Origin of the sequence: Neisseria sp. P0004.S004, from assembly GCF_051963335.1 — a bacterium.
Lineage (GTDB): Bacteria > Pseudomonadota > Gammaproteobacteria > Burkholderiales > Neisseriaceae > Neisseria.
This window is the reverse complement of record NZ_JBQCUK010000004.1, coordinates 100830-126749: the sequence shown is the minus strand read 5'-3', so window position 1 is coordinate 126749 and position 25920 is coordinate 100830. Positions and strand designations below refer to the sequence as shown.

Here is a 25920-nt window from a genome sequence, read left to right as displayed (position 1 = left end):
AAAACTATTACCGGGCGACGGCACTTGAAATTTTCCCTGTCTGCCACTATTCTGAACAACATATTTATTAATCCCGATTCAAAAGGAAACAAACATGAGCAGCGAATTGATTATCCACGCCAGCGATGCCAGCTTCGAACAAGACGTTTTGAAATCCGACGTACCTGTATTGCTGGACTTCTGGGCACCATGGTGCGGCCCTTGCAAAATGATTGCCCCAATCTTGGACGACATCGCCTCCGAGTTCCAAGGTCGTCTGAAAGTCGTTAAAATCAACATCGACGACAATGAAGCCACTCCTGCCAAATTCGGCGTTCGCGGCATCCCTACCCTGATGGTGTTCAAAAACGGCGAAAACGTTGCCACTAAAGTCGGCGCATTGGCTAAAGGCCAACTGACTGCATTCGTTGAAGCCTCTATCGCTTAAGGCTTTAAAGCATATAAAAAGGCCGTCTGAAAACAATTTTCAGACGGCCTTTTTTGTATTCATTAAGCAGCCAATGGTTTCAAAATCAGGCTGGCATTTTCAGCCTTCACTTTAAACAGCAAATCAATATTCGGATGCTTACCCGGATTGGCTTCGGCATCGGCAACATGCTCGGCAAACCATGCCAGACCGCGTTCTGCCGCCGCTGCGTCAAGTTTACCGTCAAACTCTTGCGCCAAAGCATGGTAAAGCTTGAGCGAGCCTTGTTTGCCGGGTGCATTGGGAATGTGATGAACCACATTGCCCTCTTTATCGAGAATATCCAAGCCGCTCAAATGATTGATGGCAGGCATGGTGGCCAGATTATCTTGGAAGCTCATGATTGTCCTTTCTGATGTGGGTTTTAAAGCAAACCATATAACAAGGCCGTCTGAAAGTTTAGGTTTGACACTTTTCAGACGGCCTTAAACATTTCAATTAACGTGTACCGAAAATCTTATCGCCGGCATCGCCCAAGCCTGGAATGATGTAGCCGTGTTCGTTCAAGTGGCTGTCGAGCGCGGCAGTGTAGATGGTTACATCAGGATGCGCCTCGTTGACGGCTTTCACGCCTTCCGGCGCAGCAACCAATACCAATGCTTTGATGTTGCGGCAACCTTTGGCTTTCAAAAGGTCGATGGTGGCAACCATAGAGCCGCCGGTCGCCAACATTGGGTCGATAATCAGCGCGGGACGTTCGTCCATGCTGTCGACAAATTTTTCAAAATAAGAAACCGGTTTCAAAGTTTCTTCATCGCGCTGCAAGCCGACAACGCTGATTTTGGCAGTCGGAATCAGGTCGAGTACGCCGTCGAGCATACCCAAACCGGCACGCAAAATCGGGACGACGGTCAGCGTTTTGCCTTTGATGCGGTCGCCTTCGATAGAGCCGCACCAGCCGTCAATAATGTATTTTTCAATTTCAAAGTCACGGCTGGCTTCATATGCCATCAGACGTGCCAACTCGGTGGTAAGCGTGCGGAATTTGTAAGTGCTGCAATCCGCTTCACGCATCAGCGTGAGTTTGTGGCGGACTAAAGGGTGGTTGATAACGGTAACGTTCATGTTGATTTTCCGAATTGCGTTGATGGAGGGGGATTATACTTTTTTTCGCATGGCGCGCAAAGTGCGTATTCATGCGAAAGGCCGTCTGAATCAGGGTTTCAGACGGCCTTTGTCAACAATTTTACATTACGGAATATTGCAGATGATTAAGCTTTCAGCAATTCTTGCAGTTCGCCGGCTTCATACATTTCCATCAAAATGTCGGAGCCGCCGACAAATTCGCCGTTAACGTACAGTTGAGGAATGGTCGGCCAGTCGCTGTATTCTTTAATGCCTTGGCGTACGGCATCGTTTTCCAATACGTTGACGGTTACATAGTCGGTGCAACCTGCCGCATTCAGGATTTGTACGGCACGGGAAGAGAAGCCGCATTGCGGGAATTGCTTCGTGCCTTTCATGAACAATACGACGCGGTGGGTGGTAACGACTTCTTTGATTTGATCGTGGATAGAGGACATGGTGTGTTCCTTTTTACTAAATCGGTTGTTCGGGAAAAATCAAATTTCCCGCCATTATACGCAAATTGATGAAGTTGAGGGGCGTTTATCAACGTCGGATCTGACCGTTGCCGTTGATGTAGAACTTGGTCGAAGTCAGCGCTTCCAAACCCATCGGGCCGCGGGCGTGCATTTTTTGGGTGGAAATACCGATTTCCGCGCCCAATCCGAAAACAAAGCCGTCGGTAAACCGAGTAGACGCATTGACATAAACCGCCGCCGCATCAATGCTTTCTTGGAAAAACTCGGCATGGGCAATGCTTTGGGTCACAATCGCTTCCGAGTGATGCGTCGTATGGCCATTAATCCAATCGACGGCTTCTTCCACTGATTTTACCGTTTTGACCGACATAATATAGTCAAGAAACTCGGTACTGTAATCTTCCTCGGTTGCCAAAACAGCATTTTTAAACATACGCAATGCTTCCTGATCGGCTCTAAATTCGACCGGATGCATTTTGGCAACGGCTTCTTCCAGTTTGGGCAAAAACGCTTCTGCTATCTTTTCGTGGACAACCAAAGATTCAGCGGCATTGCACACGCTCGGACGCTGCGTTTTGGCGTTCACGACGATATCGACCGCCATCTCCAAATCGGCACTGTCGTCCACATAAATATGGCAATTACCGACTCCGGTTTCAATGACAGGAACTTTCGATTTCTCTTTCACCGTCTGAATCAAGCGCGCGCCGCCACGCGGAATCAGCACATCAATATAATCGACCGCCTGCATCAATTCCTCGGCAGCAACATGACTGGTATCTTCGACCAGCTGCACTACATCGGCATCCATTCCCGCTTTTATCAAAGTCTGCCTAATGACGGCAATCAATGCAGTATTGGAATGGATGGCATCGCGACCGCCGCGCAAAATAATGGCATTGCCGGTTTTAAAGGCCAGAGAAAACGCATCGACCGAAACATTTGGGCGGCTTTCAAAAATCATGGCAACCACGCCCAAAGGCACGCGTTTTTGAACAATCTTCAAACCGTCCAGATTGGTATAGCCGCGGACAACCTGCCCAATCGGGTCCTGCAAATCGGCAACCTGCCCAACGCCTTCCGCAATGCCTTTGATGCGTTCGTGATTCAAGCGCAGCCTGTCGAGCATAATGTCCGAAATGCCGTTTTCTTTTGCAGCAGCCAAATCGCGGGCATTTTCTGCCAAAATCATCTCAGCCTGTTCAACCAAAGCCGTTGCAACCTGACGCAGCAGATTGTTTTTTTCCAAGCTTCCCAAGCTGATTAACGTTTTACTGGCTTTTTGGGCATTCTTGCCCAACTGTTCGATATAGTTCATCCAACCTCCCTATTTCTCTTGTGCAAACCACGTTCCGATAGGCGCGCCATCTAAAACCTGAAGAATATCGCGCGGATTAGCGCTGTTCATCAACACCATCTGGCCGTGATGTTCAAACATCATCTGCGCGCTCTTAATCTTACTGAGCATGCCGCCCGTACCAAACTTACTGCCCGAGCCGCCGGCAGAAGCAATAATTTCTTCGGTAATATCGGCAACATGGCTGCGCAGCTTGGCATCGGCGTGAACGGCCGGATTTTTATCAAACAAACCGTCGATATCGGACAACATAATCAACAAATCGGCTTTAACGATTTTCGCCACGACTGCCGACAAACGGTCGTTATCGCCAAATTTGGTGGCATGGTCCATCTCGTCCACGCTGACCGCATCATTCTCATTGACAATAGGGATGACGCCGATGGAAAGCAGGGATTCAAAAGCATTGGTAACGTTTGCCAAACTTTCCGGATATTCGACCACATCGCGCGTCAGCAGGATTTGCGATACCGTCATCCGATAATGGGAAAAAATCTGCGAGTAAAGGCTCATCATGGCCACTTGGCCGACGCTGGAAACAGCCTGCTGCTGCGCCATTTCCACCGGACGTTTTTCCATGTTAAGGACATTCAGCCCAAAGCCCATCGCGCCGGAAGACACCAGCACAATTTCCTTGCCCTTTCCGACCAAGCTGGAAATGACAAAGGCCAGTTGGTCGATTTTTGCCAAATTGATTTTACCGTTTGGCAACACCAAAGAACTGGTTCCAATCTTAATGACAATGCGTTTTACTGCTTCAAAATCTCGTTTCATTATTCTCCTCTGCTTTCTATTTTTATGATTGCAAGCGGCATTATTTCAGCCAAACGTATCTACATCATAACTGCGAAGCAATAGAAAATACAGACAAAATTAAAAGTGCCTCCTTCAAAAGCCATATTTTCAGCTCTTATCCGAATCCATTAACAACAAAACAAAAGGCCGTCTGAAACCCTATTTCAGGTTTCAGACGGCCTTTTACCAATTATTGAAACTCTAGTCTGCAAAGATAAATACAGACTGTTCCCTACAAACGCTTATTGATGGTCGGAAATAATTTTCAACATTTGCGCCAATACTTTAGGATTGGCCGCAACGATGTCGCCGCTTTCCAACCAGCCTTCATTGCCGGACATATCGGTAACGATACCGCCTGCTTCTTGGACAATCAATGCACCGGCGGCAATATCCCAAGGTTTGAGGTTGAACTCGAAGAAACCGTCCAAACGGCCTGCCGCAACGGCACACAAATCCAAAGAAGCCGCGCCTTCACGACGGCCGCCGGCGGTTTTGGCCAAGAAATCTTTCAAAATCGCCAGATACTTGTCCATCATGCTTTGATCGACAACAGGGAAGCCGGTGCCGATCAGGCAGCGGTTCAATTCGATGCGGTTGGAGACACGGATGCGGCGGTCGTTGAGCAACGCGCCTTTGCCGCGGGAAGCCATGTATACGTCGTTGCGCTCAGGTGCGTACACCAAAGCTTCTTGCAACACGCCTTTGTTCAGGAGTGCCATAGAGATGGCGTATTGAGGATGGCCGTGGAGGAAGTTGGTTGTGCCGTCGAGCGGGTCGATAATCCATTCGTACTCGGCGGTGGCTTTACCGTGGGAGCCGCCTTCTTCGCAAGTGATTTTGTGATGCGGATAGGCTTCTTTGAGCGCTTCCACCAAAATCATTTCGGAGCTGCGGTCAACATCGGAAACGAAGTCGTTGAATGCTTTGCTGTCTACTTTGACGGCATCCAGATTGCCGGCGGCGCGAATCATCATTTGCCCTGCTTTACGGGCGGCTTTGAAAGCGGTATTTAAAAACGGATTCATGGTTTTCTTCCTAATTCAGGTAAAATACGCCCTAATGCGCCGAACAAGGCACACAAGAGGCTGTTAATCGTTTCCGATGCTGTTAAAGAACATTTCAGACGGCATGGAAAAAGGCCGTCTGAAAACAAAAAGATGGCGCATTATACCTGATTCCCGTACAAACAGAAAACAAAACATGACTTCCGAAAAACCCGCCCTGCCCGCTTATCTGGACAACATCCGCATCATCCTCACGCGCACCAGCCATCCTTCCAATATCGGCTCCGCCGCGCGCGCCATGAAAACAATGGGCCTGAACAAACTGACCATCGTCACCCCCAATCTGATGGCAACACCGATGACGGAAAATCCGCCCGTGTTCGACCCGGATCATCCGCAATCGTTTAAATTACCGGAAGAAAGTTTCATCCTCGCTTCCGGCGCGGCAGACGTTTTGGAAAATGCCACCATTGCCGCCTCTTTGGACGAAGCCCTTGCCGACACCACTATCGCCTGCGCCCTGACCAGCCGCCGCCGCGAAATCACTGCGCCGCTGCAAACCCCGCGCGAGTTAGTACCCGAATTACTGCAGGCCGCCAACCGTGGCGAGAAAGTGGCGCTGGTCTTCGGCAACGAGACTTTCGGCTTGAACATCGAAGAAGTCCAAGCCTGCAACCGACTGATGACCATCAACGGCAATCCCGACTATTTCTCGCTCAACCTCGCCCAAGCAGTGCAGGTCGTGTGCTACGAAATCTTCAGTCAAACCGATTCGCCCATGACTCACCTGCAACAGGAAGACCATGCCGCAACCCACGAGCAAATCAAAGGCATGGTCGCCCACATGGAAAGCGTGATGACCGACATCGGCTTTTTCAACCGCCGCAACGGCGAGCGCCTGATGCGCCGCATGCAGAGCCTGTTCGGCCGCGCCAACACGCAAACCGAAGACATCGACATCCTGCGCGGTTTTTTCAATACTGTCAGCCACCGTATCCATAAAAAAGACTGATTAAGGCCGTCTGAAAACATTATAAGCTTTTCAGACGGCATGACTGATATTCGGATAAGCATGAATTACGCCCTAGACGCATTATGGTGGAAACTCACCAGCCAACCCGTCCGTGACCTCGCCTCGCTGCTGACTGCGCCGCCTTTGTGGCAAAGCGGTTGCGAATTGAGCGTGCGCGAACTATTGGGGGAACACGGTTTCCGCTATCTTTTAGCATTGGACGCCGATCCCGCTCCGCTGACGGATTACCTTGCCCAACGCGCCCCGTTCGGTCACCGTCTCGGCATTTACGCCGAAGAACTGTTGGCTTTTTGGTTTGCCAACGCGCCGCACGCCAAACTGCACGCATACAATCTGCCCGTTTTTTCAGACGGCCAAACTTTAGGCGCCGCGGATTTTGTCGTTTCCCTCAACCAACAGCCCTACCATATCGAGCTGGCGTGTAAATACTACGGCGGAGACCAAGTGCAAAACCTGCGCGGCCTCAATACTAAAGACACGCTGCCGGACAAAGCCGCCAAACTGGTGCAGCAATCCCAGCTGCTGCATACGCCGCAAGGCAAAGCAACCTTAGCCGCACAAGACCTGCCGGAAAATCCGCTTCCTGCTTCCATCGTGCGCGGCATCGGCTTTTTTCCACAAGGTTTCCATGCTTTTGAGCCACCGCTTAATCCATACGGCTGGCGCGGCGTCTATATTCAAGATTGGGCGGAATACGGGTTTGAACGCCAAGAAGCGCGCTACCACCTGCTCGACCGCATGGCCTATCTTGCACCTGCGCGTGTTGCCGAAACCGAAACATTGAATGAAACCGAAATCCGCCGTATCGACCAAGGCTTGATTGCCGTTTTGGAATTACGGCCGGACGGCTTTTGGCACGAAATCGAACGCATTATGAAGGCCGTCTGAAACCCTTTACTAACTTTAAGAGAAACCCATTACATCATGAACGCCGCACAACTCGACCACACCGCCAAAGTTTTGGCTGAAATGCTGACTTTCAAACAGCCTTCCGATGCCGTCCTCTCCGCCTATTTCCGCGAACACAAAAAACTCGGCCGCCAAGACCGCCACGAAATCGCCGAAACTGCCTTTGCCGCGCTGCGCCACTATCAAAAAATCAGCACCGCCCTGCGCCGTCCGCACGCGCAGCCGCGTAAAGCCGCTCTCGCCGCACTGGTTCTCGGCAGAAGTACCAATATCAGCCAAATCAAAGACCTGCTTGATGAAGAAGAAACAGCGTTCCTCGGCAATTTGAAAGCCCGTAAAACCGAGTTTTCAGACGGCCTGAATACCGCCGCAGAATTGCCGCAATGGCTGGTGGAACAACTGCAACAGCATTGGAGCGAAGAAGAAATCCTTGCCTTCGGCCGCAGCATCAACCAACCTGCCCCGCTCGACATCCGCGTCAATACTTTGAAAGGCAAACGAGATAAAGTGCTGCCGCTGTTACAAGCCGAAAGTGCCGATGCAGAGGCAACGCCTTATTCGCCTTGGGGCATCCGCCTGAAAAACAAAATCGCGCTTAACAAACACGAATTGTTTTTAGACGGCACACTGGAAGTCCAAGACGAAGGCAGCCAGCTGCTTGCCTTATTGGTGGGCGCAAAACGCGGCGAAATCATTGTCGATTTCTGTGCCGGCGCCGGCGGTAAAACCTTGGCTGTCGGCGCGCAAATGGCCAACAAAGGCAGAATCTACGCCTTCGACATCGCCGAAAAACGCCTTGCCAACCTCAAACCGCGCATGACCCGTGCCGGACTGACCAACATCCACCCCGAACGCATCAGCAGCGAACACGATACCCGTATCGCCCGACTGGCAGGCAAAGCTGACCGTGTGTTGGTGGACGCGCCCTGCTCCGGTTTGGGTACTTTACGCCGCAATCCCGACCTCAAATACCGCCAATCCGCCGAAACAGTGGCCAACCTTTTGGAACAGCAACACAGCATCCTCAATGCCGCCTCCAAACTGGTAAAACCTCAAGGCCGCTTGGTGTACGCCACCTGCAGCGTATTGCCGGAAGAAAACGAGCAGCAGGTCGAACGTTTCCTGTCCGAACATCCCGAATTTGAACTCGTCAACTGCGCCGAACTGCTGCAAAACCTGAAGGTTGATTTGGATACCGGAAAATACCTGCGCCTTAACTCCGGAGAACACCAAACCGACGGCTTCTTTGCCGCCGTATTGCAACGTAAGGATTAAGGTTGAAAAAGGCCGTCTGAAATCCTTTCAGACGGCCTTTTTCATAGATTTTTTTCATTAAAATCATTAGATACGATAGTCGCGCTCTGCAATAATATACTTTAAGGCATGTATCTCGACCTTTCATCAGAATATTGTGAAAAGGTGGAAAAAATGCTTTATGCTTTGTAAATGTATGTGTTCTCGTTCAAAATTCGCTGCCTCAAGCGATACCCGATACGGACAACGATAATATATAAATCATTTGGTTAAAAATCATGTCGCATATTTATTCTTCCCCCACAAAGCCCCGTTTATTGTCATCGGCCGTTGCCGTTGCCTGCTGTCTGCTGCCGTTTCAGACGGCCTCTGCATACAGCCTGCAAGACATCCTCAGGGATGCTTTAATCAGCGACCCGATTGTGCGTGAAGCCAAGGCTACCCAAGAAGCGGCGCAAAGCACAACCAAAGCCACGCGTGCGCGCCATTACCCCGTTGTTACCCTGACCGGCACCAAAGTACTGGCACAACACAATAAATACACCAGCAACGATATGGAAGACGGCGTCGGCGTACGCGGCAGCCTGAACATCTATTCATGGGGCGCGATTGAAGCCGCCGTCCGCCGCGACCGCAGCCGCGAAGAATACTATCAACACAAATACACCGAAAGCCAAGAGCAGCTGGGAAGCGATATCGGCCGCCTCTATCTGAGCGCATTGCGTGCAAAAGAAACCCTGATCCTCAACGAGCAGACTTTGGCGCGCCACAACAACCTCTTAAAAGACTTAAATACCATCGTCAAATATGATGCCGGCCGCCGTTCCGAGTTGATTGAAGCGCGCGCGCGCCAACTACAAGTGGCCAACATCATTGCCCAACAACGCCGCACCATGGATTTGGCGCTGAGCCGCCTATCCCGCTACACCTCGCGCCAACTGACTGCCAACGATTTGGAAGATCCGTTTAAAAACGACACGGCAAAATCCATCAGTGAACGCTTCAGCAGCCCCAACCGCAACAATAATCCGTCCTATCAGGCGCAGTTGGCCGAACGCGACAGCGTCCGTGCCGATTTGGACGCCTCCAAAGCCGAACGCCTGCCTGCCCTCAATTTGGAAGGCAGTGCAACGCGCAACACCAAACAGCTTTATTTAAACGTTGCATGGAATGTGCTGGATATTGCCGCCCGACACAATGTAGAACGCAATGCCAAATCATTGATTGCCGCAGAAGCCAAGTCCGAACAAATCCTGCGCGACATGAACGAACGCATCCAAACGTCGGCCATCGATATGCAGGAAAGCGAGCAGCGTGCCGCGCTGACGGCGCAACACATCGCCGCCCAGAAAGAAGTCATCAAAGTGTACGAATTGCAGTTTAAAATCGCCCGGCGCACACTGACCGACGTTTTAAGCGCATACAGCGAGTTATCCTCCATCGAACAGGATTATGTTGCCGCACGCAACGATTTCCGCGATGCGGCGCTCGACTATTTAAATACCCAGGCCAAAATCTCCGCTTGGGTCGGTTTGGCGCAAAAATAAAGCCATATCCGCCGGTTAAACCAAAAACATTACGCGAAAAAATATGAAAGCCATCATTGAACACATCGTTTTAGTGACCCGCCTTTTGGGTGCGCCCGTATCCGAAGCCGCTTTGTCCGCCGAAGTTGTGCGCGACAAAAAGCTCAAGGTCAACTATCACTCGCTGGTCGAAGTCCTGCGCAGCCACGGCTTTGAAAACACCTTGTCCAAACGCAATCTGGAAGACATTCCCTCGCTTGCCGTGCCGGTCATGATTATCCTGCACAACGAAGAGGCCGCGGTCATTACCAAAATCGAAGGCTCCGGCCAAGAGCGCAAATACCATATCCGCCAGGTTGACGGTTTGGAACAGGAACTCAGCCACGAGCAGCTTTCCGGCCTGTATTTAGGCTACTGCTGGTTTATCAAACCCAAAATGGCTACCGATATGCGCTCGGAGCTGCCTGAATACCATTTGCCCAAAGCATGGTTTTGGAAAGTCATTTGGCGTTTCCGCAGCTACTACTACCAAGTCATCTTGGCCACCATCATCATTAACTTCCTTGCGCTCGTCAGCTCTCTGTATGTGATGAACGTGTACGACCGCGTGATTCCCAACCAAGCCTATGAAACCTTGTGGGTATTGAGCATCGGCGTAGTCTTGGCGATTTTGTTTGAGTTTGCCGCCAAGATGATCCGCGGCCACTTGACCGATATTGCCGGTAAAAAAGCCGACCTGATCATCAGCTCCGCCCTGTTTCGCCGCGTGATGGCATTGCGTCTGGCAGACCGTCCTGCTTCTTCCGGTTCATACGCCAGCAACCTGCGCGAATTTGAAGCCGTGCGCGAGTTCATGACCAGTGCCAGCTTGTTGACTATTGTCGATTTGCCTTTCCTGTTGCTGTTTATCTTCGTGATTTCCATGGTCGGCGGCAAATTGGCACTCGTTCCCCTGACCATCATTCCGATTGTCGTAATTGTCGGTTTTGTCGTACAACGCCCGCTCTCGCGCCACATCAACGAATCGATGAAAGAAGGTTCGCAACGCTCCGGTCTTGCCGTTGAAGCCATCGAAGGCATCGAAACCCTGAAAACCAACAACGCCACATCTTGGGCACAACAACGTTGGGATGAATACACCGCCAAAACTTCCGCTTCTTCCATCAAAGTCAAAGACACCAGTAACTTCATGGTCAACTTCGCCGTTGCCATGCAGCAGCTCAATACCGTCTTCTTGGTCGTCGTCGGCACCTATCTGATTCATGCCGACAACCATGCAGAACGCATCACCATGGGTGCATTGATTGCCTCCGTGATTCTGTCCGGCCGCGCTTTGGCGCCGTTGGCACAAATCGCCGGTTTGGCCACCCGCTTCCAACAAGCCAAACTTGCCCTCAAAGGCGTAAACGACATCGTTAACCGCCCTATCGAGCGCAATCCGGAACGCAAATACATTACTTTGGACAACGTTCAAGGCAATATTACCTTTGAAAACGTATCGTTCAAATATCAAGCCGACAACAACAGCGCCGTCGAAGATTTGCGCCTGACCATCAAACCGGGTGAAAAAGTCGGTATTTTGGGCCGTATCGGCAGCGGTAAAAGCACCATGCTCAAACTGGCCAGCGGCCTGTACGATACCGAAAAAGGCAACGTTACCCTTGACGGCGTCGATATGCGCCAGCTTGACCCCAACTTCCTGCGCGACCAAGTCCTACTGTTGAGCCAATCGCCACGCCTGTTCCTCGGCACATTGCGCGAAAACATGGACTTGGCGCGTACCGGCAGTTATTCTACCGACCAAGACCTGCTGATTGCGCTCAACCGCTTCGGCCTCGACAAAATCATCCGCAACCATCCGCGCGGTTTGGATATGCCTCTGGGTGAAGACGGCTTGGGCTTGTCCGGTGGTCAAAAACAAATCATCGCTCTGGCACGCATGACCTTGCGCAACCCGAAAGTCGTCCTGCTGGACGAACCAACCACCAGCCTGGACCAGGCTACCGAACGCATGGCGCTCAATGCCATTGCCCAATGGGGCCGCAACCGCACCATGCTTTTGGTAACCCACCGTCCGCAAGTGCTGCAAATCGTCAACCGCATCATTGTGATGGACAATGGTAAAGTCGTGATGGACGGCCCGCGTGACCTAGTATTGCAAAAACTCATGCAAAACGAACAGTCCAAAGCAGCCAACGTCAAACAACAACAGCAACAAGCTGCTGCAGTCAAACAGCAGCAACAACAAGCTGCCTCAGCCCCTCAATCGGCAGCACAATAAAGCAAAAGGCCGTCTGAAAACCTACTTACTCTTTCAGACGGCCTGCCCTAATGGTTAAAATCCACCAAACACAATAAAGATACACGATTATGAGCCGCGAAAACAACGTCAAATCCAAAGACCTACACCTCATCAACGACCTCAATGCCGCCCTTCAAAAAGAAAAACACAGCGGCCAATTTTGGGTCATCATCCTATTCTTCCTTTTCCTGGTTGTCTTCGTCGTCTGGGCATACAACAGTCCTGTCGAAGAAGTGACCCGCGGCAACGGCAATATCATTCCCAGCAGCCGTGAGCAAGTAATTCAAAGCCTCGACCCCGGCATCGTAACCGAAATCATGGTTAAAGAAGGCGATATGGTCGAGAAAGATCAGATTCTGATGAAACTCGACGACACGCGCAGCTCCGCCGTTTTGCGAGAAAGCGAAGCCAAAGTCGAAAACCTCGAAGCTACTGTTGCACGCCTTAAAGCCGAAGCCTACGGCACCAAGCTCTCCTTCCCTGACAGCGTGGGTCCCGAGCTTCGCCGTCGCGAAATTGCCGCCTACAAAGCACGCCGTCAAGCCATGACCGACGCCGTCAGCGGCCTCTCCCAAAGCAAGGCTGCGCTTGACCGCGAAATCGCCATTACCGCACCTATGGTTGCCGAAGGCGTGGTTTCCGAAGTCGAACTTTTAAGAATGCGCCGTGAGTCTGCCGACTTGGCCACCCAAATTTCCGAACGCCGCAACCGCTACAAAGCCGATGCCAACAACGAACTCTTGCAAGCCGAATCCGAGCTGGCGCAATCCAAAGAAAACGTTGCCATGCGTGCCGACCCGGTTGAACGCTCGCAAATCCGCGCACCTATGCGCGGTATTGTCAAAGGCATAAAAGTCACCACCATCGGCGGCGTTGTGAACGCAGGCGAAGACATCATGCAAATTGTCCCCGTTGACGACAAACTGCTGGTCGAAGCCTATATTCGTCCGCAAGACATCGCCTTTATCCGCGCAGGCCAACCTGCATTGGTTAAAGTCAGCGCATACGACTACTCCATCTACGGCGGTTTGGAAGGCAAAGTTACCCTCGTCGGCGCCGATACCGTCAGCAATTCCATGCAAAACCGTGCCAACGACCTGAAACTCGACCCGAACCAAGTCTATTACCGTGTTCTCGTCCAAACCGAAAACAACTCCCTGAAAGACAAAAACGGCAAACCTATGCCGATTATTCCGGGCATGGTTGCAACGGTGGACATCAAAACCGGCGAAAAAACCATCTTCCAATACCTGATCAAACCGATTACGCGTATGAAACAAGCGTTGAGCGAACGCTAATCGATAAAACGATAAAAGGCCGTCTGAACGTTTTCAGACGGCCTTTAGTTTATGTTTTAAATACCTCCTTATCCGGCAGATAAATTATTTCTCCTTAAACGTAGCTCCGACAAACGTTCTTTTCGGATTGCCGCGCTCTACTTGATAGAGTTGCGCGTGCTGATCCTGCGAAAAATTTCCTGCTTGTCCGGCATGATGCTCCGCCAGCTTTTGCGCCAATAACATTACCGCCAATTTTTTATTGGCATGCTGGCTGCGTTCGCTCTCGACCCGCACGGAAATGCCGCTTTCTTTATGGGTAGCGCGGACGGCACTTTCGGTTTTATTGACATGTTGTCCACCCTTGCCACCTGAGTGGCAGGTTTGAAACTCGATTCCGTCTTCAGACGGCATTTCATACGTCTGCGGCATATCGGGCAAGCAGAAAACGCCTATATACCAATTTTTGCGTGGATGTTTCGGGCGGACAGGGCTGGGGCATATCCATTGGAGCGTCCCCTGCCAAGTTTGCGCTAGGCTTTCGGCTTTCTGCCCTTCCAACTTGAGCGTCGCCGACAAAATGCCGTGCTTATCGGCGGTTTCGGTAACAAGTTCGGCATCAATGCCTTTTGCTTGGGCTTCGGCAAGCAGCTTGCCCAAGACGAAACGGACAAATATACGGCACTCTGCCGGCCCTTGCGCGGTGGAAATTTGCAGATAAATCAATGGTGTATTCTGTTTCATCTTTACGCTCCACACTCGCCGCCGGTTTTATAAGTCAAAACAGGCTTAAACCGTGCGACCAATTCAATCAAACCTACATTTTTCATAGCAGCAATAACGCTGTCGATGCTTTTATAAGCCTGCGGCGCTTCTTCAAAAATCAAGGCCTTATCCTGACAAACGACTACGCTGCCGAATTCGGTCTGGCGCAGGCTGTCGGCAGTGTATTTGTGCGACAGCCTGCCTTTGCATTCGCCGCGCTGCCACTTCCGACCTGCGCCGTGAGCCAAGGTATTCAACGAAATTTGGCAATCTTCGGCAGGTCGGACCAGATAGCTGTAATCGCCGCGCGAGCCGGGTATCATGACCAAGCCTTTATCGGTGGGCGTTGCGCCTTTTCGGTGCAGCCAACCGATTGTGCCGTCAATCTCGGTTTGCTCCAAAAAATTATGGTGGACATCAAGCAGGCATGTTCCTTCTGCGCGCCAACGGTCGAGCATTCTGACCGCAATCAAACGGCGGTTAAGGCTGGCAAATTCAAGGGCTATTTGGTGTTCGGCAAGATAGGCCGCCGCCGCTTCGCCCTCTTCCGCCAAACCTTGATGTCCAAAGGCAGCAATATGACGTTGCAAAATCTGCTGGCCCAATCCGCGCGAACCGCTATGCACCAACAGTTGCAGATGGTTTTCATCAAAATCGGGCGGAAGCAGATCTGCGCGATAAACGGTGTCAACGGTTTGCAACTCGGCAAAATGGTTGCCGCCGCCAATCGTACCCACGGCAAGGCCGTCTGAAAATTGGCGCATATCGACAGCGTCGCCTAATAAATCGACCTGTTCGTCTTTGTCTAGTGGCGTATCGATGTTACCGAGCTGTTTGGCGAGTTTGGCCGGTTTGAGTTTGGCTGCGCGTAAATCGGTCTGCCAAAACGCCATGCCGCAACCGATATCGTTCCCAATCAGGGCAGGATAAAAATGACGGTCGCTGAAAAATGCCGCGCCAACCGGATAACCGCGCCCTGCGTGTAAATCCGGCATTCCGGCAACGCGCAACATATGCGGTAATCGGGCGGTGGTTTCGAGCTGTACGACAGCGTTGCCTTCAATCCATGTATTTGAATCGGCAATAATTTGAATATGATGGGGATAATTGCCCATGTGTTTATGCTTTCTTTAAAACGGATAGAAACCGTCAACGGCTGACAATAAATATCTACCGTCTGCGAAATGTTCAGACGGCCTGGTTTCTAGCCGATAATCGTAAGGAAAGCAGCCCGAAGCGGGCGACATGGAATGCGAAAAGCGTTATCCGAAAGTCAGACCGACGCTTGGGCTGCAAAGAATGTAATTGAGCAGATTGAAGTATTGCGTGTCATGGCTTGCTCCTTTCTTTGCATGAAAATATTAAAAACGTTCGGATTATAGAGGGTTCATTTCCAATCATACAAACTTACTGACATCAATCTGCCAATAATGTTGCATAAATGGCAACTATTGAGAACATAATTTAGGCCGTCTGAAAACTTTTCAGACGGCCTTTGATACCCAATAATCCTTACAAAACAACGGTTGGATAAGAGCCGACAACTTTCACGAAGGAAGCGCGTTCGCCCAAAAGCTGCAAGGCTTTTTGGACATTTTCATCGCTTTGATGGCCTTCGATATCAATGAAGAACAGGTATTCCCACAAAACCGATTTGCTTGGACGGCTTTCAAATTTGGTCATGGAAATGCCCAACTCGGTGAAAGGTTGCAGCAAAGAAGTAACGGCACCGGCACGGTTGGGTGCGGAGACGACCAAAGAGGTTTTATCGTTGCCGCTGCGGCCGGTTTCTTGATGACCCATCACCAAGAAGCGCGTGGTGTTGTTCGGTTCGTCTTCGATACACTCGGCGGCAAAGCTCAACTGATAAATTTCCGCGGCAATACGTCCGGCAATGGCGGCCACATTCGGGCTGTCAGATTCGGCAACCAGACGCGCTGCTTCTGCATTGCTGGCTACTGCGATACGTTCCGCATTGGGCAGGTTGCGGCCGAGCCAGTCGTTACATTGCGCCAAGGCTTGGGCATGAGCGAAAACTTTGGTAATGCCGCCAATTTCGTGGCTGTCTTTACGCAGCAGGTTGTGATGAATGCGGACAACCACTTCGCCGCAGGCTTTCAACGCAGTTACTGCCAACAAGTCCAAAGTGCGCCCCACTGAGCCTTCGGTCGAATTTTCTACCGGCGCCACCAAATAATCGGCTTGACGCGTTTCAACTTGTTTGAAGCAGTTGTCGATGGTGGTACACGCCATGGTGTGTGCGGCGTGGCCGAAATGTTTGATGGCAGCTTGCTGGGTAAATGTTCCCTTCGGGCCCAAATAGGCAATCGTCAGCGGACGCTCTACCGCCAAACATTCACTCATAATCTCGCGAAACAGCCGGGTGACCGATTCATCCGGCAAAGGGCCGCGGTTCAAATCCTGAATCCGGCGCAAAACGGCCACTTCCCGTTCAGGACGGTACACCGCGCCTGTCCCTTTCAATTCGCCGATAGCATGCGCATGACCGGCGCGCTCGTTGAGCAAACGGAGAATTTCCGCATCGATGCTGTCGATGGCATTGCGGTGCGGCAACAATTGTTCGTCTATGGATAAAGGCATAAGCTGTCTCGCAATTTTGTGAGGGATATTTTCATTTTAACATTAAAGGCCGTCTGAATTCCGTTTTCAGACGGCCTCAACACTATCTTTATCTAACTTTATCGTCTATCAGGTTTGCAAACGCCGCCAATTCCATCATAATTAAGCCTTTTGAACGACAAGGCCTATTCCATGCACTCAAACGGACTGTACACCCGTTTTCTGCCCGATGAAGAAGCAACCCTGCAACTGGGTGAAGAATGGAGCAAGCAACTCTCCACTCCGCTGACCATCTATCTTGAAGGCGGGCTGGGTGCAGGCAAAACCACGCTGACACGCGGGATTTTGCGCGGACTGGGGCATACGGGCGCAGTCAAAAGCCCGACTTACACCATTGTCGAATCTTATCCGCTGGATACATTCACCCTCCACCATTTCGATCTCTACCGCTTTACCATGCCCGAGGAATGGGAAGATGCCGGTTTGGACGAATTGTTTGCGCCCGACAGCGTCTGCCTCATCGAATGGCCGCAGCAAGGCGGGGAATTCACGCCTCCGGCAGACATTACCATTACATTGACGTACACCGATAAGGGCAGAACCTGCACCTTTTCCGCCCACACAAACCAAGGCCGAAAAAGTTTAGAATCATGGTCAAATTAACTAGAAGACACATTCTCCGTCAAGGCACAGGACTATTTCTCACCCTCACGCCCGTTGGTGCCGCATTGGCCAAACCGGCCTCTCCTGCGCAATTCCTTGCCGTCCGCATTTGGCCGGCAAACGCCTACACACGCGTTACCCTTGAGAGCAACCACTCGATGAAATACCAACATTTTATGTTGGACAACCCCAGCCGGTTGGTCGTGGATATTCAAGGTGCGGAAATCAACAGCGTCCTGCAAGGCATTTCCAGCAAAGTGCTGTCTAACGACCCTTTTATCCGCAGCATTCGCGCCGGTCAAAATACGCCCAGCACCGTGCGTATCGTCATCGACCTCAAGCAAAGCACCCATCCGCAAGTCTTCGCACTAGCACCCGTCGGCAACTTCAAAAACCGTCTGGTTATCGACCTCTATCCGCACGGCGCAGATGCCAACGACCCGATGATGGCCTTGCTCAACGGCAATATCCCCAAACAACGTCCGAATACCAATATCGCATACGACACCCCTGCCCCTAAAAGCAATCGCGGCAGCGGCGGCAACCGCCGTCCTGTGATTATGATCGACCCCGGGCATGGCGGCGAAGACCCCGGCGCAATCGGCCCGAGCGGCCTCAAAGAGAAAAACGTCGTACTCTCCATCGCCCGCGAAACCAAAAAACGCCTCGAAGCCTTGGGTTACAACGTATTCATGACGCGCAACGAAGACATCTTTATCCCATTGGGCGTACGCGTTGCCAAAGGCCGTGCACGCAATGCCGACGTATTCGTGTCCATCCACGCCGATGCCTTTACCAGCCCGTCCGCTCGCGGTACCGGCGTGTATATGCTCAATACCAAAGGCGCGACCAGCTCGGCGGCAAAATTCCTTGCCCAAACCCAAAACAACGCCGATGCCATCGGTGGCGTACAAACCAGCGGCAACCCCAATGTCGACAACGCCATTTTAGACATGACCCAAACCGCAACCCTGCGCGACAGCCGCAAGCTCGGCCATTCCGTCTTGACCGAATTAGGCAAGCTCAACCAGTTGCACAAAGGCCGCGTTGACGAGGCCAACTTCGCCGTCCTCCGCGCGCCGGATGTTCCGTCCATTTTGGTGGAAACCGCCTTCCTCTCCAACCCTACCGAAGAGCGGCTGCTCAGCAGCGAATCATTCCGCCAACAATGCGCCCAAGCCATTGCCATCGGTATTCAAAAATACATCAATACTGCCGTTTTACGACGCGGATAATGGCTTGATGAAACAAAGGCCGTCTGAAAATTTTTCAGACGGCCTTATCTTTGCAAGCAATCTATTTAACCGCACTTCCCTACCGCAGCCGGATAGACGGATACCTTCGTCTGCGTCAATGCAAACAAGTTTTCCAACTGCATTTGCACCTGACGGTTGGCATGTTCCAAAATCTCAGCCTTACACGCGCTTTGCAACACCTGCCGTCTCGCCTCTTCCTGCACCGTCTTAAATACCGACTTATCCATAGGCAGCAAATTAAACGATCCGGTCTGAATATCGTACACTTCGATATTTTCCAAATCCACGCTCAAAATTTCCACCGCCGGCAGGCTGATTAAGACTTTGTCATCCACAATATTGACATTGTCCGCGCCTAATTTGTCCAAGTCCAAACCGGCCAACACCTTACCGCGCACAATAAAAATACCGCTTTGCGAATCCTGCCACAGCCTGCGCCAGTCCCCTTTTTTCTCCGTACGGATAATCGTATCGATATAAAACGCCGTACTTTCCAAGCGGTTCATCTGCTTAATCTGCATCAAAACCCCCTCACGGGACAAAACCTGATGTTCTTCGTTCTGACCATGCAGGGCATAAAACCAGCCACCCGCAGCCGTCAGCGCACACAACACCAGCACGGCCAATCCGCGCCCAAACATTTTCATTTCAAACATCCCCCGTTAAAATAATCATCAAAACATTCCCCATATTCTCCCAAAACCATCAATTTCAAGCCATATTCAGGCCGTCTGAAACAATAAATTTCATTACCAAAAAGTAATAAAAAAATCCCTGCAAACAAAGTTTGCCTTTTGGTAAAGACAAGACTACAATCCATTACACACAATTCAACTTCATCCCATCATGAATACCACCGACCTGCGTCGCCACAACCTGCGGCAATGGATAACCCAACACCACAACGGCCAGCAAACCAAGTTTGCCCAAGCCATCGCCATCAACCAAGGCGAGCTGTCCGCCCTGCTGAAAAACAAATCTTTCGGCGAGAAAAAAGCCCGAAAAATCGAGCAGGCAGCCAATATGCCCGACATGTGGCTGGATCAAGACCATCAAGACCGCCACACCCCCACCATCAGCCAAGAAAGAAATACCATGTCCCACATCTCCACCATCCCCGAAATCCTAGCAGACATCAAAGCCGGCAAAATGGTCATCATTACCGATGCCGAAGACCGCGAAAACGAAGGCGACTTGCTGATGGCCGCCCAATTCGTTACCCCCGAAGCCATCAACTTCATGATCAAAAACGCACGCGGCCTGGTCTGCCTGCCGATGGACGGCGAAATGGTCGAAAAACTCGGCCTGCCCATGATGACCCAGAAAAACGGCGCACAATACGGCACCAACTTTACCGTCTCCATCGAAGCCGCCCACGGCATCACCACCGGCATTTCCGCCGCCGACCGCGCCCTGACCATTCAAACCGCCGTTTCCCCATCCGCCAAACCCGAAGACATCGTCCAACCCGGCCACATCTTCCCACTGCGCGCCCAAAAAGGCGGCGTACTCGTTCGCGCCGGACACACCGAAGCCGGTGTCGATCTGGCACAAATGAACGGCCTGATTCCCGCCGCCGTCATCTGCGAAATCATCAACGACGACGGCACCATGGCGCGTATGCCAGAATTGATGAAATTCGCCGAAGAACACAACCTTAAAATCGGCACCATTGCCGACCTCATCGAATACCGCAGCCGCACCGAAAGCCTGCTTGAAGACATGGGCAACGCGCCCGTACAAACCCCGTGGGGCGAGTTCCAACAACACGTTTACGTCGACAAACTCTCCGGCGAAACCCACCTCGCCCTTGTCAAAGGCACACCTTCCGCCGAAGAAGAAACCCTCGTCCGCGTCCACGAACCCTTCAGCGTCATGGACTTTATCCAAACCAACCCGCGCCACTCATGGTCGCTGCCCAAAGCCCTTGAGCGCATCCAACAAGCCGAAAGCGGCGTCGTCATCCTCCTGCACCGCACCGAAGACGGCGCCACCCTGCTCGACCGCACCCTGCCCAAAGGTGCCAACCAAGCCTACAAATGGGACAGCAAAAGCTACGGCATAGGCGCACAAATCCTCGCCGGCCTCAACGTCAAAAAACTGCGCGTCCTCGGCCAGCCGTCATCCTTCACCGGCCTCACCGGCTTCGGCCTCGAAGTTGTCGGCTTTGAAGAAGCTGAAAAATAATCTTGCTTGATTGATACTCAAAGCAAATGAAACAAAAGGCCGTCTGAAAGGTTTCAGACGGCCTTTTAAGTTTGTTATCCAATTCAAAACAGCGAATATAAAAAAGCCGATACACCTTTCCGATGTATCGGCTTTCGCTATCTGCTTAACGCTTAATTTTTGCCGGGCAGTTCTTTTTCGCTCAATGGTTTGATGTACCAAATATCGCGGCAGTAGTCGGCGATAGAGCGGTCGGATGAGAAGAAGCCCATGTTGGCGATGTTGATCAAGGCTGATTTGCGCCATGCGGATACGTTGCGGTAGTGTTCGTCCGCTTTGTATTGCGTGTCGATATAGCTGCGGAAATCGGCCATCAGTTGATAGAAGTCGCCGTATGGTTGCAACACGTCGTTGTAGCGGTTTGGCTCTTCCGGAGAGAAAGTGCCTTGGCTGATTTGGTTGACGACGCGGCGCAGGTCGCTGTCTCGCTCGATATAGCTCAATGGGTCGTAACCGTTGCGGCGGAGTTCTTCGACTTGTTCTACGGTGTTACCGAAGATAAAGCAGTTGTCCGCGCCGACTTTTTCCAAAATTTCGACGTTCGCGCCGTCCAGCGTACCCATGCAGAGCGCGCCGTTGAGGGCGAATTTCATGTTGCTGGTGCCGGATGCCTCAGTACCTGCCAGTGAGATTTGTTCGTGCAAATCGGCGGCAGGGATGATGATTTGGGCAAGGCTGACGCTGTAGTTCGGGATGAACACAACTTTAATCAGGTCGCGGATACGGGTGTCGTTGTTGATGACTTTGGCAACGTCGTTAATCAGTCGGATGATTTTCTTCGCCATGTAATAAGCTGAAGCGGCTTTACCGGCAAAGATGAACACGCGTGGCTGCCAATCGAAATCCGGGTTTTCCAGGATTTTGTTGTAGCGGTCGACGATGTGCATCACGTTCAACGCTTGACGTTTGTACTCGTGGATACGTTTGATTTGGATGTCGAAAAGTGCATCGGTATTGACCTTGATGCCCAGCTCGGTTTCGATGTATTTGGCAAGGCGCTCTTTGGCGGCTTTTTTCACTGCGCCGAACTCTGCCTGTACGGAGGCATCGTCCACTTTGTCGTTGAGCTTGGTCAGATTGTCCAAATGCAGGCGCCAGTCTTCGTTTCCCAGATGTTTGTCCAAGAATTTGGTCAGGCCCGGGTTGGCGATGTTGATCCAGCGGCGCGGTGTTACGCCGTTGGTTACGTTGGTAAAGCGTTCCGGGAATACTTTGGCAAAGTCGGCGAAGATGGATGTGGTCATCAAATCGGAGTGGATTTTGGCCACGCCGTTGACTTTGTGCGAACCGATCACGGCAAGCCATGCCATGCGGACGCGACGGCCGTGGGTTTCGTCAATGATGGATACGCGGCGGACAAAGTCGTCGTCGAAGTTGCCGATGGCACGTAAGGCATTGAGGAAGTAGGCGTTGATTTCAAAGATGATGTCCAAATGGCGCGGCAGCAGACGGCCCATCAGGTCAACCTGCCAGGTTTCCAAGGCTTCGCTCATCAATGTGTGGTTGGTGTAAGAGAAAATCTTACAGCACATATTCCATGCTTCAGTCCATTCGATGCCCTCTTCGTCAATCAGGATGCGCATCAATTCTGGAATGGCAAGCACCGGATGAGTATCGTTCAAGTGGATGGCGACTTCGTCCGCCAACGTGCGGATGCTTGGGAAACGGCATTTGTGGCGTGCAACAATATCTTGAACGGAAGCAGAAACCAAGAAGTATTCTTGCTTCAGGCGCAATTCGCGGCCGGAATCGGTAGAGTCGTTCGGATAGAGGACGCGTGAGATGTTTTCGTCGCTGTTTTGTGCGCGAACAGCAGAGGCATAGTCGCCTCGGTTGAAGTCGGCAAGGTCGAACAGGTTGCCTGCGTGCGCAGTCCACAAGCGTAATGGGTTGGCACATTCGCCGCCATAGCCCGGAATAATTTCATCGTATGCCCAAGCGGAAATTTCTTCGCTCGGCTGCCATTCTTTTTTGTTGCCCAAGTTCAATACTTGGCCGCCGAAACGGACGGAATATTGTTTGTTCGGACGGGCAAACTGCCATGCCAAATCTTGGTCGAGCCACAAATCGGGTTTTTCGACTTGTTGGCCGTCCACGATTTCTTGTTTGAACATACCGTATTGGTAACGGATGCCGTAGCCCATGGCAGGAATGCGCAGGGTTGCCAAAGAGTCAAGGAAGCAGGCGGCCAGACGGCCCAAACCGCCGTTACCCAAACCCGGATCTTCTTCTTGTTCGCAGACATCGGCAAATTCTTTGCCCAGTTGCTTGAAGGCTTCTTCAAACTCGGCATAAACGCCTTCGTTAATCAGCGCATTGACAAACGCACGGCCGAGCAGGAATTCCATAGACAGGTAATAAACCATGCGTTTGCTGTTGTCGATGTGAGCGCGGCGTGTTTTGAGGAAATCCTCGGCAATCAGGTCGCGTGCGGCCAACATGGCGGCGTTGAGCCATTGGTGTGAAGTTGCTTCTTTAGGATCGACGCCCAAGATGAAAATCAACTTGTAAACAATGGACTTGCGGATGGTTTCTGCATCCGGTTTGGGCATAACGTAATCGTAGCCGGAGATGGGGAGTTTTTGCTTAGCCATGGAAGCCTTTCTTTAATTTGAGGCACTTGGACAACGCGCCTGATGGTTTATAGAAACAACGTCATTCAGTTTTCAGACGGCCTGAAGGAGTATAAATGCCGTCTGAAAAATTTATAGGTAGGTTTGTTTCAGGTTTGATACGGATTATAACTGAAAGATTCAACTCCGTATTATTTTTTCCTTATAAAACATTTAATTACAAATTAAACTACTCATCATCTCATCGGCATTTCCATTTATGCCATGCAAGCTTCGGCTCAACGGATACAGACGAAATATCAAAGAGTTAATACAATAACAGCTTGGTTTTTCTTTAATTCGTTTTATGTAAAACCCAAATCCCCATGTGTTCGACAACACATTTTCCAGCCTCTTCGTAATTAAATTTCTCAGATGGTACGCAAGAAATTTCCCAGTTGCCTTGAGGCAGGTTAAATAACTGACGACTACGTTTGGCATTGACCAACAGCAGCCATTCATCGTCCAAAACAACCTGAATCGCCTTGCTGCCTCTGTTGTGCCAACAATATTCGGTCATCTGGCTACCGTCCGCATTGAACCATTGCACACGCTCTTTTTCCCACCAGCAATCATCTGTCAGCAGCTTGATTTGGCTGCGGACGCGTATCAGCGCTTGAGTGTAATTTTGCAACTCATGAGGCTCATTTTGCCAATTCAACCATGTAATCGGATTATCTTGGCAGTAGCTGTTGTTGTTGCCTTGCTGACTGTTGCCGAACTCATCGCCCGCCAAAAGCATGGGCGTACCGTTGGATAAAAATAAGGAGGCAAGCAACGCTTTGGAGGTGTATTCACGATTTTGCAAAACCTCTTCATCATCGGTTTCGCCTTCTACGCCGTGGTTGTAGCTGATGTTTTCATTATGCCCGTCGCGGTTGTTTTCGCCGTTGGCTTCGTTGTGTTTTTCGTTGTAGCTGACCAAATCGCGCAAAGTGAAGCCGTCGTGTGCGGTAATGAAGTTGATGCTGGCGGACGGGTGGCGGCCGCTGTGGTTGAAAATATCGGACGACCCGGCCAAGCGTTCGGCAAATGCGCCCAAATTGCCGCTTTCCCATGACCAAAACGCGCGCATATCATCGCGGAAACGGCCGTTCCATTCGGCAAAAGGTTGCGGGAAATTGCCCAAGTGATAACCGCCCTCGCCGATGTCCCATGCTTCGACAATCAGCTTCAAACCGGCCAAAACCGGGTCTTGATACAGGACTTGGAAAAAACGGCCGTACGATTGGAAATCGGGTTCGCGTCCCAATACGGTTCCCAAATCGAAACGGAAGCCGTCGACATGAAACTCTTCCGCCCAATAGCGCAGGCTGTCTGCCGCCCAACGGGTAACGTCGCGCCGGACAATATTGAGCGTATTGCCGCAACCCGACCAGTTTTCATAATTGCCGTAAGGGGTGTGCCAATACCATAAGGTGTTGTCGATACCGCGCTGACACAGCATCGGGCCTTTGTCGTCCTGCTCTGCCGTGTGGTTGTACACGACATCCAAAATCACTTCCAAACCTGCCTGATGCAGGGCTTTGACCGCTTGTTTAAACTCCGCCGCCGCACGTTCGGGATTATCGGCATAAGACGGCTCGACGGCAAAATGGGAATAAGTGTTGTAGCCCCAATAATTGCTCAAGCCCATCTGCTGAAGATGGTATTCATCCAAATGATAATGAATCGGCAGCAGCTCGACCGTCGTTACCCCCAATTCTTGCAAATAGGCCAAAACCCGTTTATCGCACAAGGCTTTATAAGTGCCTGCGTACTTCAAATCGGGGAATTGCTTGGTCAACCCTTTGACATGGGCTTCATAAATAACGGTTTTGCCCCACGGTATTTCCGGATGGCAATCTTTGGCCCAATTAAATCGGCTGCGTCCGACCGCGACGCTTTTCGGCGCAACGGCGGCATTGTCGCGTTCATCTTCCGGCCTGAACCATGCCATTTCTTCGGCGTTACGGTAGCTTGGTTTGCCGTCAATTTTTTTGGAATACGGGTCAATCAGCAATTTGTTGGGATTGAAACATGAGCCGTATTCTGCGTTTTCACGTCCATACACGCGGAAACCGTATCGCTGCCCTGCCTTAACGTCCGGCACAAATCCGTAAAATACCGAACCGCGCCGCGAAGGCATCTCCAAACGGGTTTCTTTATCTTTATCAAACAGACACAATTCGACCTTTTCGGCATTGATGGAAAACAAAGTAAAATTCGCGCCCTTGCTTGTCAGGGTCGCGCCCATGGGATAAGGCTTGCCTTCCTCGATATGCCATGATTTGGCAGTCATAGAATGATTCCTTGGTATGTATTTGGTTTCGTGTCCAATATAAGGCCGTCTGAAAATCTTTCAGACG

At 51.3% G+C, this 25920-nt stretch carries 22 protein-coding genes; 10 read left to right on the top strand and 12 right to left on the bottom strand.

What is annotated here, in order from left to right; all coding sequences use genetic code 11:
- Nucleotides 1-94 precede the first annotated feature (94 nt).
- Nucleotides 95-427 (top strand): thioredoxin TrxA, encoded by a 333-nt coding sequence (gene trxA / locus ACTHRY_RS04735; protein WP_003681479.1) that lies wholly within the window; start codon nucleotides 95-97, stop codon nucleotides 425-427.
- Between the two features lie 62 nt (nucleotides 428-489).
- Here trxA and ACTHRY_RS04730 read toward each other — a convergent pair whose 3' ends face one another.
- The 6 genes from ACTHRY_RS04730 to ACTHRY_RS04705 form a co-directional block, all read right to left on the bottom strand.
- Complete coding sequence (locus ACTHRY_RS04730) at nucleotides 490-807, bottom strand: DUF2322 family protein (RefSeq protein ID WP_049323534.1); 318 nt, start codon at nucleotides 805-807, stop codon at nucleotides 490-492.
- 97 nt (nucleotides 808-904) lie between these two features.
- Nucleotides 905-1531, bottom strand: coding sequence for a uracil phosphoribosyltransferase (upp, locus tag ACTHRY_RS04725; protein ID WP_003746048.1), 627 nt, complete (start codon nucleotides 1529-1531; stop codon nucleotides 905-907).
- Nucleotides 1532-1677: 146 nt separating this feature from the next.
- Entirely contained in the window at nucleotides 1678-1989 is a 312-nt protein-coding gene (grxD, locus tag ACTHRY_RS04720; RefSeq protein WP_003681608.1) for a Grx4 family monothiol glutaredoxin, read from the bottom strand.
- An 88-nt stretch (nucleotides 1990-2077) separates the two neighbouring features.
- Nucleotides 2078-3328: a glutamate-5-semialdehyde dehydrogenase gene (locus ACTHRY_RS04715; protein WP_049323531.1), complete on the bottom strand. Its 1251-nt coding sequence runs from the start codon at nucleotides 3326-3328 to the stop codon at nucleotides 2078-2080.
- Nucleotides 3329-3337: 9 nt separating this feature from the next.
- Nucleotides 3338-4141: a glutamate 5-kinase gene (proB, locus tag ACTHRY_RS04710; RefSeq protein ID WP_049323529.1), complete on the bottom strand. Its 804-nt coding sequence runs from the start codon at nucleotides 4139-4141 to the stop codon at nucleotides 3338-3340.
- 263 nt (nucleotides 4142-4404) lie between these two features.
- Nucleotides 4405-5190, bottom strand: coding sequence for an inositol monophosphatase family protein (locus ACTHRY_RS04705; RefSeq protein ID WP_049323527.1), 786 nt, complete (start codon nucleotides 5188-5190; stop codon nucleotides 4405-4407).
- Nucleotides 5191-5365: 175 nt separating this feature from the next.
- Between ACTHRY_RS04705 and ACTHRY_RS04700 the strand changes: the two genes are divergently transcribed.
- The 6 genes from ACTHRY_RS04700 to ACTHRY_RS04675 all read left to right on the top strand — a co-directional run bounded on the left by ACTHRY_RS04700 (nucleotide 5366) and on the right by ACTHRY_RS04675 (nucleotide 13491).
- Nucleotides 5366-6181 carry an RNA methyltransferase gene (locus tag ACTHRY_RS04700; RefSeq protein ID WP_049323577.1) on the top strand — a complete coding sequence of 272 codons (816 nt, stop codon included), beginning with the start codon at nucleotides 5366-5368 and terminating at the stop codon, nucleotides 6179-6181.
- Nucleotides 6182-6220: 39 nt separating this feature from the next.
- Nucleotides 6221-7090, top strand: a complete 870-nt coding sequence (locus ACTHRY_RS04695) for a DUF1853 family protein (protein WP_049323525.1) — start codon at nucleotides 6221-6223, stop codon at nucleotides 7088-7090.
- 36 nt (nucleotides 7091-7126) lie between these two features.
- Complete coding sequence (locus ACTHRY_RS04690) at nucleotides 7127-8386, top strand: RsmB/NOP family class I SAM-dependent RNA methyltransferase (protein WP_049323524.1); 1260 nt, start codon at nucleotides 7127-7129, stop codon at nucleotides 8384-8386.
- Between the two features lie 257 nt (nucleotides 8387-8643).
- Nucleotides 8644-9912 (top strand): TolC family protein, encoded by a 1269-nt coding sequence (locus tag ACTHRY_RS04685; protein ID WP_419150070.1) that lies wholly within the window; start codon nucleotides 8644-8646, stop codon nucleotides 9910-9912.
- A gap of 43 nt (nucleotides 9913-9955) precedes the next feature.
- The gene (locus ACTHRY_RS04680; protein ID WP_049323523.1) at nucleotides 9956-12172 is read left to right on the top strand and encodes a type I secretion system permease/ATPase; all 2217 of its coding nucleotides are present in this window, start codon (nucleotides 9956-9958) and stop codon (nucleotides 12170-12172) included.
- Between the two features lie 89 nt (nucleotides 12173-12261).
- A complete protein-coding gene (locus tag ACTHRY_RS04675; protein ID WP_049323522.1) occupies nucleotides 12262-13491 on the top strand; it encodes an HlyD family type I secretion periplasmic adaptor subunit in 1230 nt (409 codons plus the stop codon).
- A gap of 84 nt (nucleotides 13492-13575) precedes the next feature.
- Here ACTHRY_RS04675 and prfH read toward each other — a convergent pair whose 3' ends face one another.
- The 3 genes from prfH to pheA form a co-directional block, all read right to left on the bottom strand.
- Nucleotides 13576-14214: a peptide chain release factor H gene (gene prfH / locus ACTHRY_RS04670; protein ID WP_440374079.1), complete on the bottom strand. Its 639-nt coding sequence runs from the start codon at nucleotides 14212-14214 to the stop codon at nucleotides 13576-13578.
- 2 nt (nucleotides 14215-14216) lie between these two features.
- A complete protein-coding gene (locus tag ACTHRY_RS04665) occupies nucleotides 14217-15350 on the bottom strand; it encodes an RNA ligase RtcB family protein (RefSeq protein WP_049323520.1) in 1134 nt (377 codons plus the stop codon).
- A gap of 397 nt (nucleotides 15351-15747) precedes the next feature.
- Nucleotides 15748-16836: a prephenate dehydratase gene (pheA, locus tag ACTHRY_RS04660; protein ID WP_049323519.1), complete on the bottom strand. Its 1089-nt coding sequence runs from the start codon at nucleotides 16834-16836 to the stop codon at nucleotides 15748-15750.
- Nucleotides 16837-17007: 171 nt separating this feature from the next.
- Between pheA and tsaE the strand changes: the two genes are divergently transcribed.
- Nucleotides 17008-17478 (top strand): tRNA (adenosine(37)-N6)-threonylcarbamoyltransferase complex ATPase subunit type 1 TsaE, encoded by a 471-nt coding sequence (gene tsaE / locus ACTHRY_RS04655; RefSeq protein ID WP_049323517.1) that lies wholly within the window; start codon nucleotides 17008-17010, stop codon nucleotides 17476-17478.
- Nucleotides 17466-18713 (top strand): N-acetylmuramoyl-L-alanine amidase, encoded by a 1248-nt coding sequence (locus ACTHRY_RS04650; protein WP_049323515.1) that lies wholly within the window; start codon nucleotides 17466-17468, stop codon nucleotides 18711-18713. The genes tsaE and ACTHRY_RS04650 overlap by 13 nt, the downstream gene beginning before the upstream one ends.
- Nucleotides 18714-18778: 65 nt before the next feature.
- On the opposite strand, the gene ACTHRY_RS04645 is transcribed toward ACTHRY_RS04650, so the two are convergent.
- Complete coding sequence (locus ACTHRY_RS04645) at nucleotides 18779-19390, bottom strand: DUF4230 domain-containing protein (protein ID WP_079453784.1); 612 nt, start codon at nucleotides 19388-19390, stop codon at nucleotides 18779-18781.
- Nucleotides 19391-19580: 190 nt separating this feature from the next.
- On the opposite strand from ACTHRY_RS04645, the gene ribBA reads away from it, so the two are divergent.
- Complete coding sequence (gene ribBA, locus ACTHRY_RS04640; protein ID WP_049323513.1) at nucleotides 19581-20921, top strand: bifunctional 3,4-dihydroxy-2-butanone-4-phosphate synthase/GTP cyclohydrolase II; 1341 nt, start codon at nucleotides 19581-19583, stop codon at nucleotides 20919-20921.
- Nucleotides 20922-21073: 152 nt separating this feature from the next.
- On the opposite strand, the gene ACTHRY_RS04635 is transcribed toward ribBA, so the two are convergent.
- Together ACTHRY_RS04635 and glgX are read right to left on the bottom strand one after the other, a co-directional pair.
- Entirely contained in the window at nucleotides 21074-23554 is a 2481-nt protein-coding gene (locus tag ACTHRY_RS04635; RefSeq protein WP_049323511.1) for a glycogen/starch/alpha-glucan phosphorylase, read from the bottom strand.
- A 313-nt stretch (nucleotides 23555-23867) separates the two neighbouring features.
- Nucleotides 23868-25853: a glycogen debranching protein GlgX gene (glgX, locus tag ACTHRY_RS04630; RefSeq protein WP_049323509.1), complete on the bottom strand. Its 1986-nt coding sequence runs from the start codon at nucleotides 25851-25853 to the stop codon at nucleotides 23868-23870.
- Nucleotides 25854-25920: the final 67 nt, after the last annotated feature.

Excerpts from the sequence above, each read along its gene's own strand:
- ACTHRY_RS04645 (WP_079453784.1), bottom strand. The coding sequence starts at position 19,390 with ATGTTTGAAATGAAAATGTTTGGGCGCGGATTGGCCGTGCTGGTGTTG.
- ACTHRY_RS04705 (WP_049323527.1), bottom strand. The coding sequence starts at position 5,190 with ATGAATCCGTTTTTAAATACCGCTTTCAAAGCCGCCCGTAAAGCAGGG.
- ACTHRY_RS04715 (WP_049323531.1), bottom strand. The coding sequence starts at position 3,328 with ATGAACTATATCGAACAGTTGGGCAAGAATGCCCAAAAAGCCAGTAAA.
- ACTHRY_RS04695 (WP_049323525.1), top strand. The coding sequence starts at position 6,221 with ATGACTGATATTCGGATAAGCATGAATTACGCCCTAGACGCATTATGG.
- glgX (WP_049323509.1), bottom strand. The coding sequence starts at position 25,853 with ATGACTGCCAAATCATGGCATATCGAGGAAGGCAAGCCTTATCCCATG.
- ACTHRY_RS04635 (WP_049323511.1), bottom strand. The coding sequence starts at position 23,554 with ATGGCTAAGCAAAAACTCCCCATCTCCGGCTACGATTACGTTATGCCC.
- ACTHRY_RS04685 (WP_419150070.1), top strand. The coding sequence starts at position 8,644 with ATGTCGCATATTTATTCTTCCCCCACAAAGCCCCGTTTATTGTCATCG.
- ACTHRY_RS04690 (WP_049323524.1), top strand. The coding sequence starts at position 7,127 with ATGAACGCCGCACAACTCGACCACACCGCCAAAGTTTTGGCTGAAATG.
- trxA (WP_003681479.1), top strand. The coding sequence starts at position 95 with ATGAGCAGCGAATTGATTATCCACGCCAGCGATGCCAGCTTCGAACAA.
- grxD (WP_003681608.1), bottom strand. The coding sequence starts at position 1,989 with ATGTCCTCTATCCACGATCAAATCAAAGAAGTCGTTACCACCCACCGC.
- ribBA (WP_049323513.1), top strand. The coding sequence starts at position 19,581 with ATGAATACCACCGACCTGCGTCGCCACAACCTGCGGCAATGGATAACC.
- ACTHRY_RS04650 (WP_049323515.1), top strand. The coding sequence starts at position 17,466 with ATGGTCAAATTAACTAGAAGACACATTCTCCGTCAAGGCACAGGACTA.
- ACTHRY_RS04680 (WP_049323523.1), top strand. The coding sequence starts at position 9,956 with ATGAAAGCCATCATTGAACACATCGTTTTAGTGACCCGCCTTTTGGGT.
- prfH (WP_440374079.1), bottom strand. The coding sequence starts at position 14,214 with ATGAAACAGAATACACCATTGATTTATCTGCAAATTTCCACCGCGCAA.
- ACTHRY_RS04665 (WP_049323520.1), bottom strand. The coding sequence starts at position 15,350 with ATGGGCAATTATCCCCATCATATTCAAATTATTGCCGATTCAAATACA.
- ACTHRY_RS04675 (WP_049323522.1), top strand. The coding sequence starts at position 12,262 with ATGAGCCGCGAAAACAACGTCAAATCCAAAGACCTACACCTCATCAAC.
- pheA (WP_049323519.1), bottom strand. The coding sequence starts at position 16,836 with ATGCCTTTATCCATAGACGAACAATTGTTGCCGCACCGCAATGCCATC.
- ACTHRY_RS04730 (WP_049323534.1), bottom strand. The coding sequence starts at position 807 with ATGAGCTTCCAAGATAATCTGGCCACCATGCCTGCCATCAATCATTTG.
- tsaE (WP_049323517.1), top strand. The coding sequence starts at position 17,008 with ATGCACTCAAACGGACTGTACACCCGTTTTCTGCCCGATGAAGAAGCA.
- ACTHRY_RS04700 (WP_049323577.1), top strand. The coding sequence starts at position 5,366 with ATGACTTCCGAAAAACCCGCCCTGCCCGCTTATCTGGACAACATCCGC.
- upp (WP_003746048.1), bottom strand. The coding sequence starts at position 1,531 with ATGAACGTTACCGTTATCAACCACCCTTTAGTCCGCCACAAACTCACG.
- proB (WP_049323529.1), bottom strand. The coding sequence starts at position 4,141 with ATGAAACGAGATTTTGAAGCAGTAAAACGCATTGTCATTAAGATTGGA.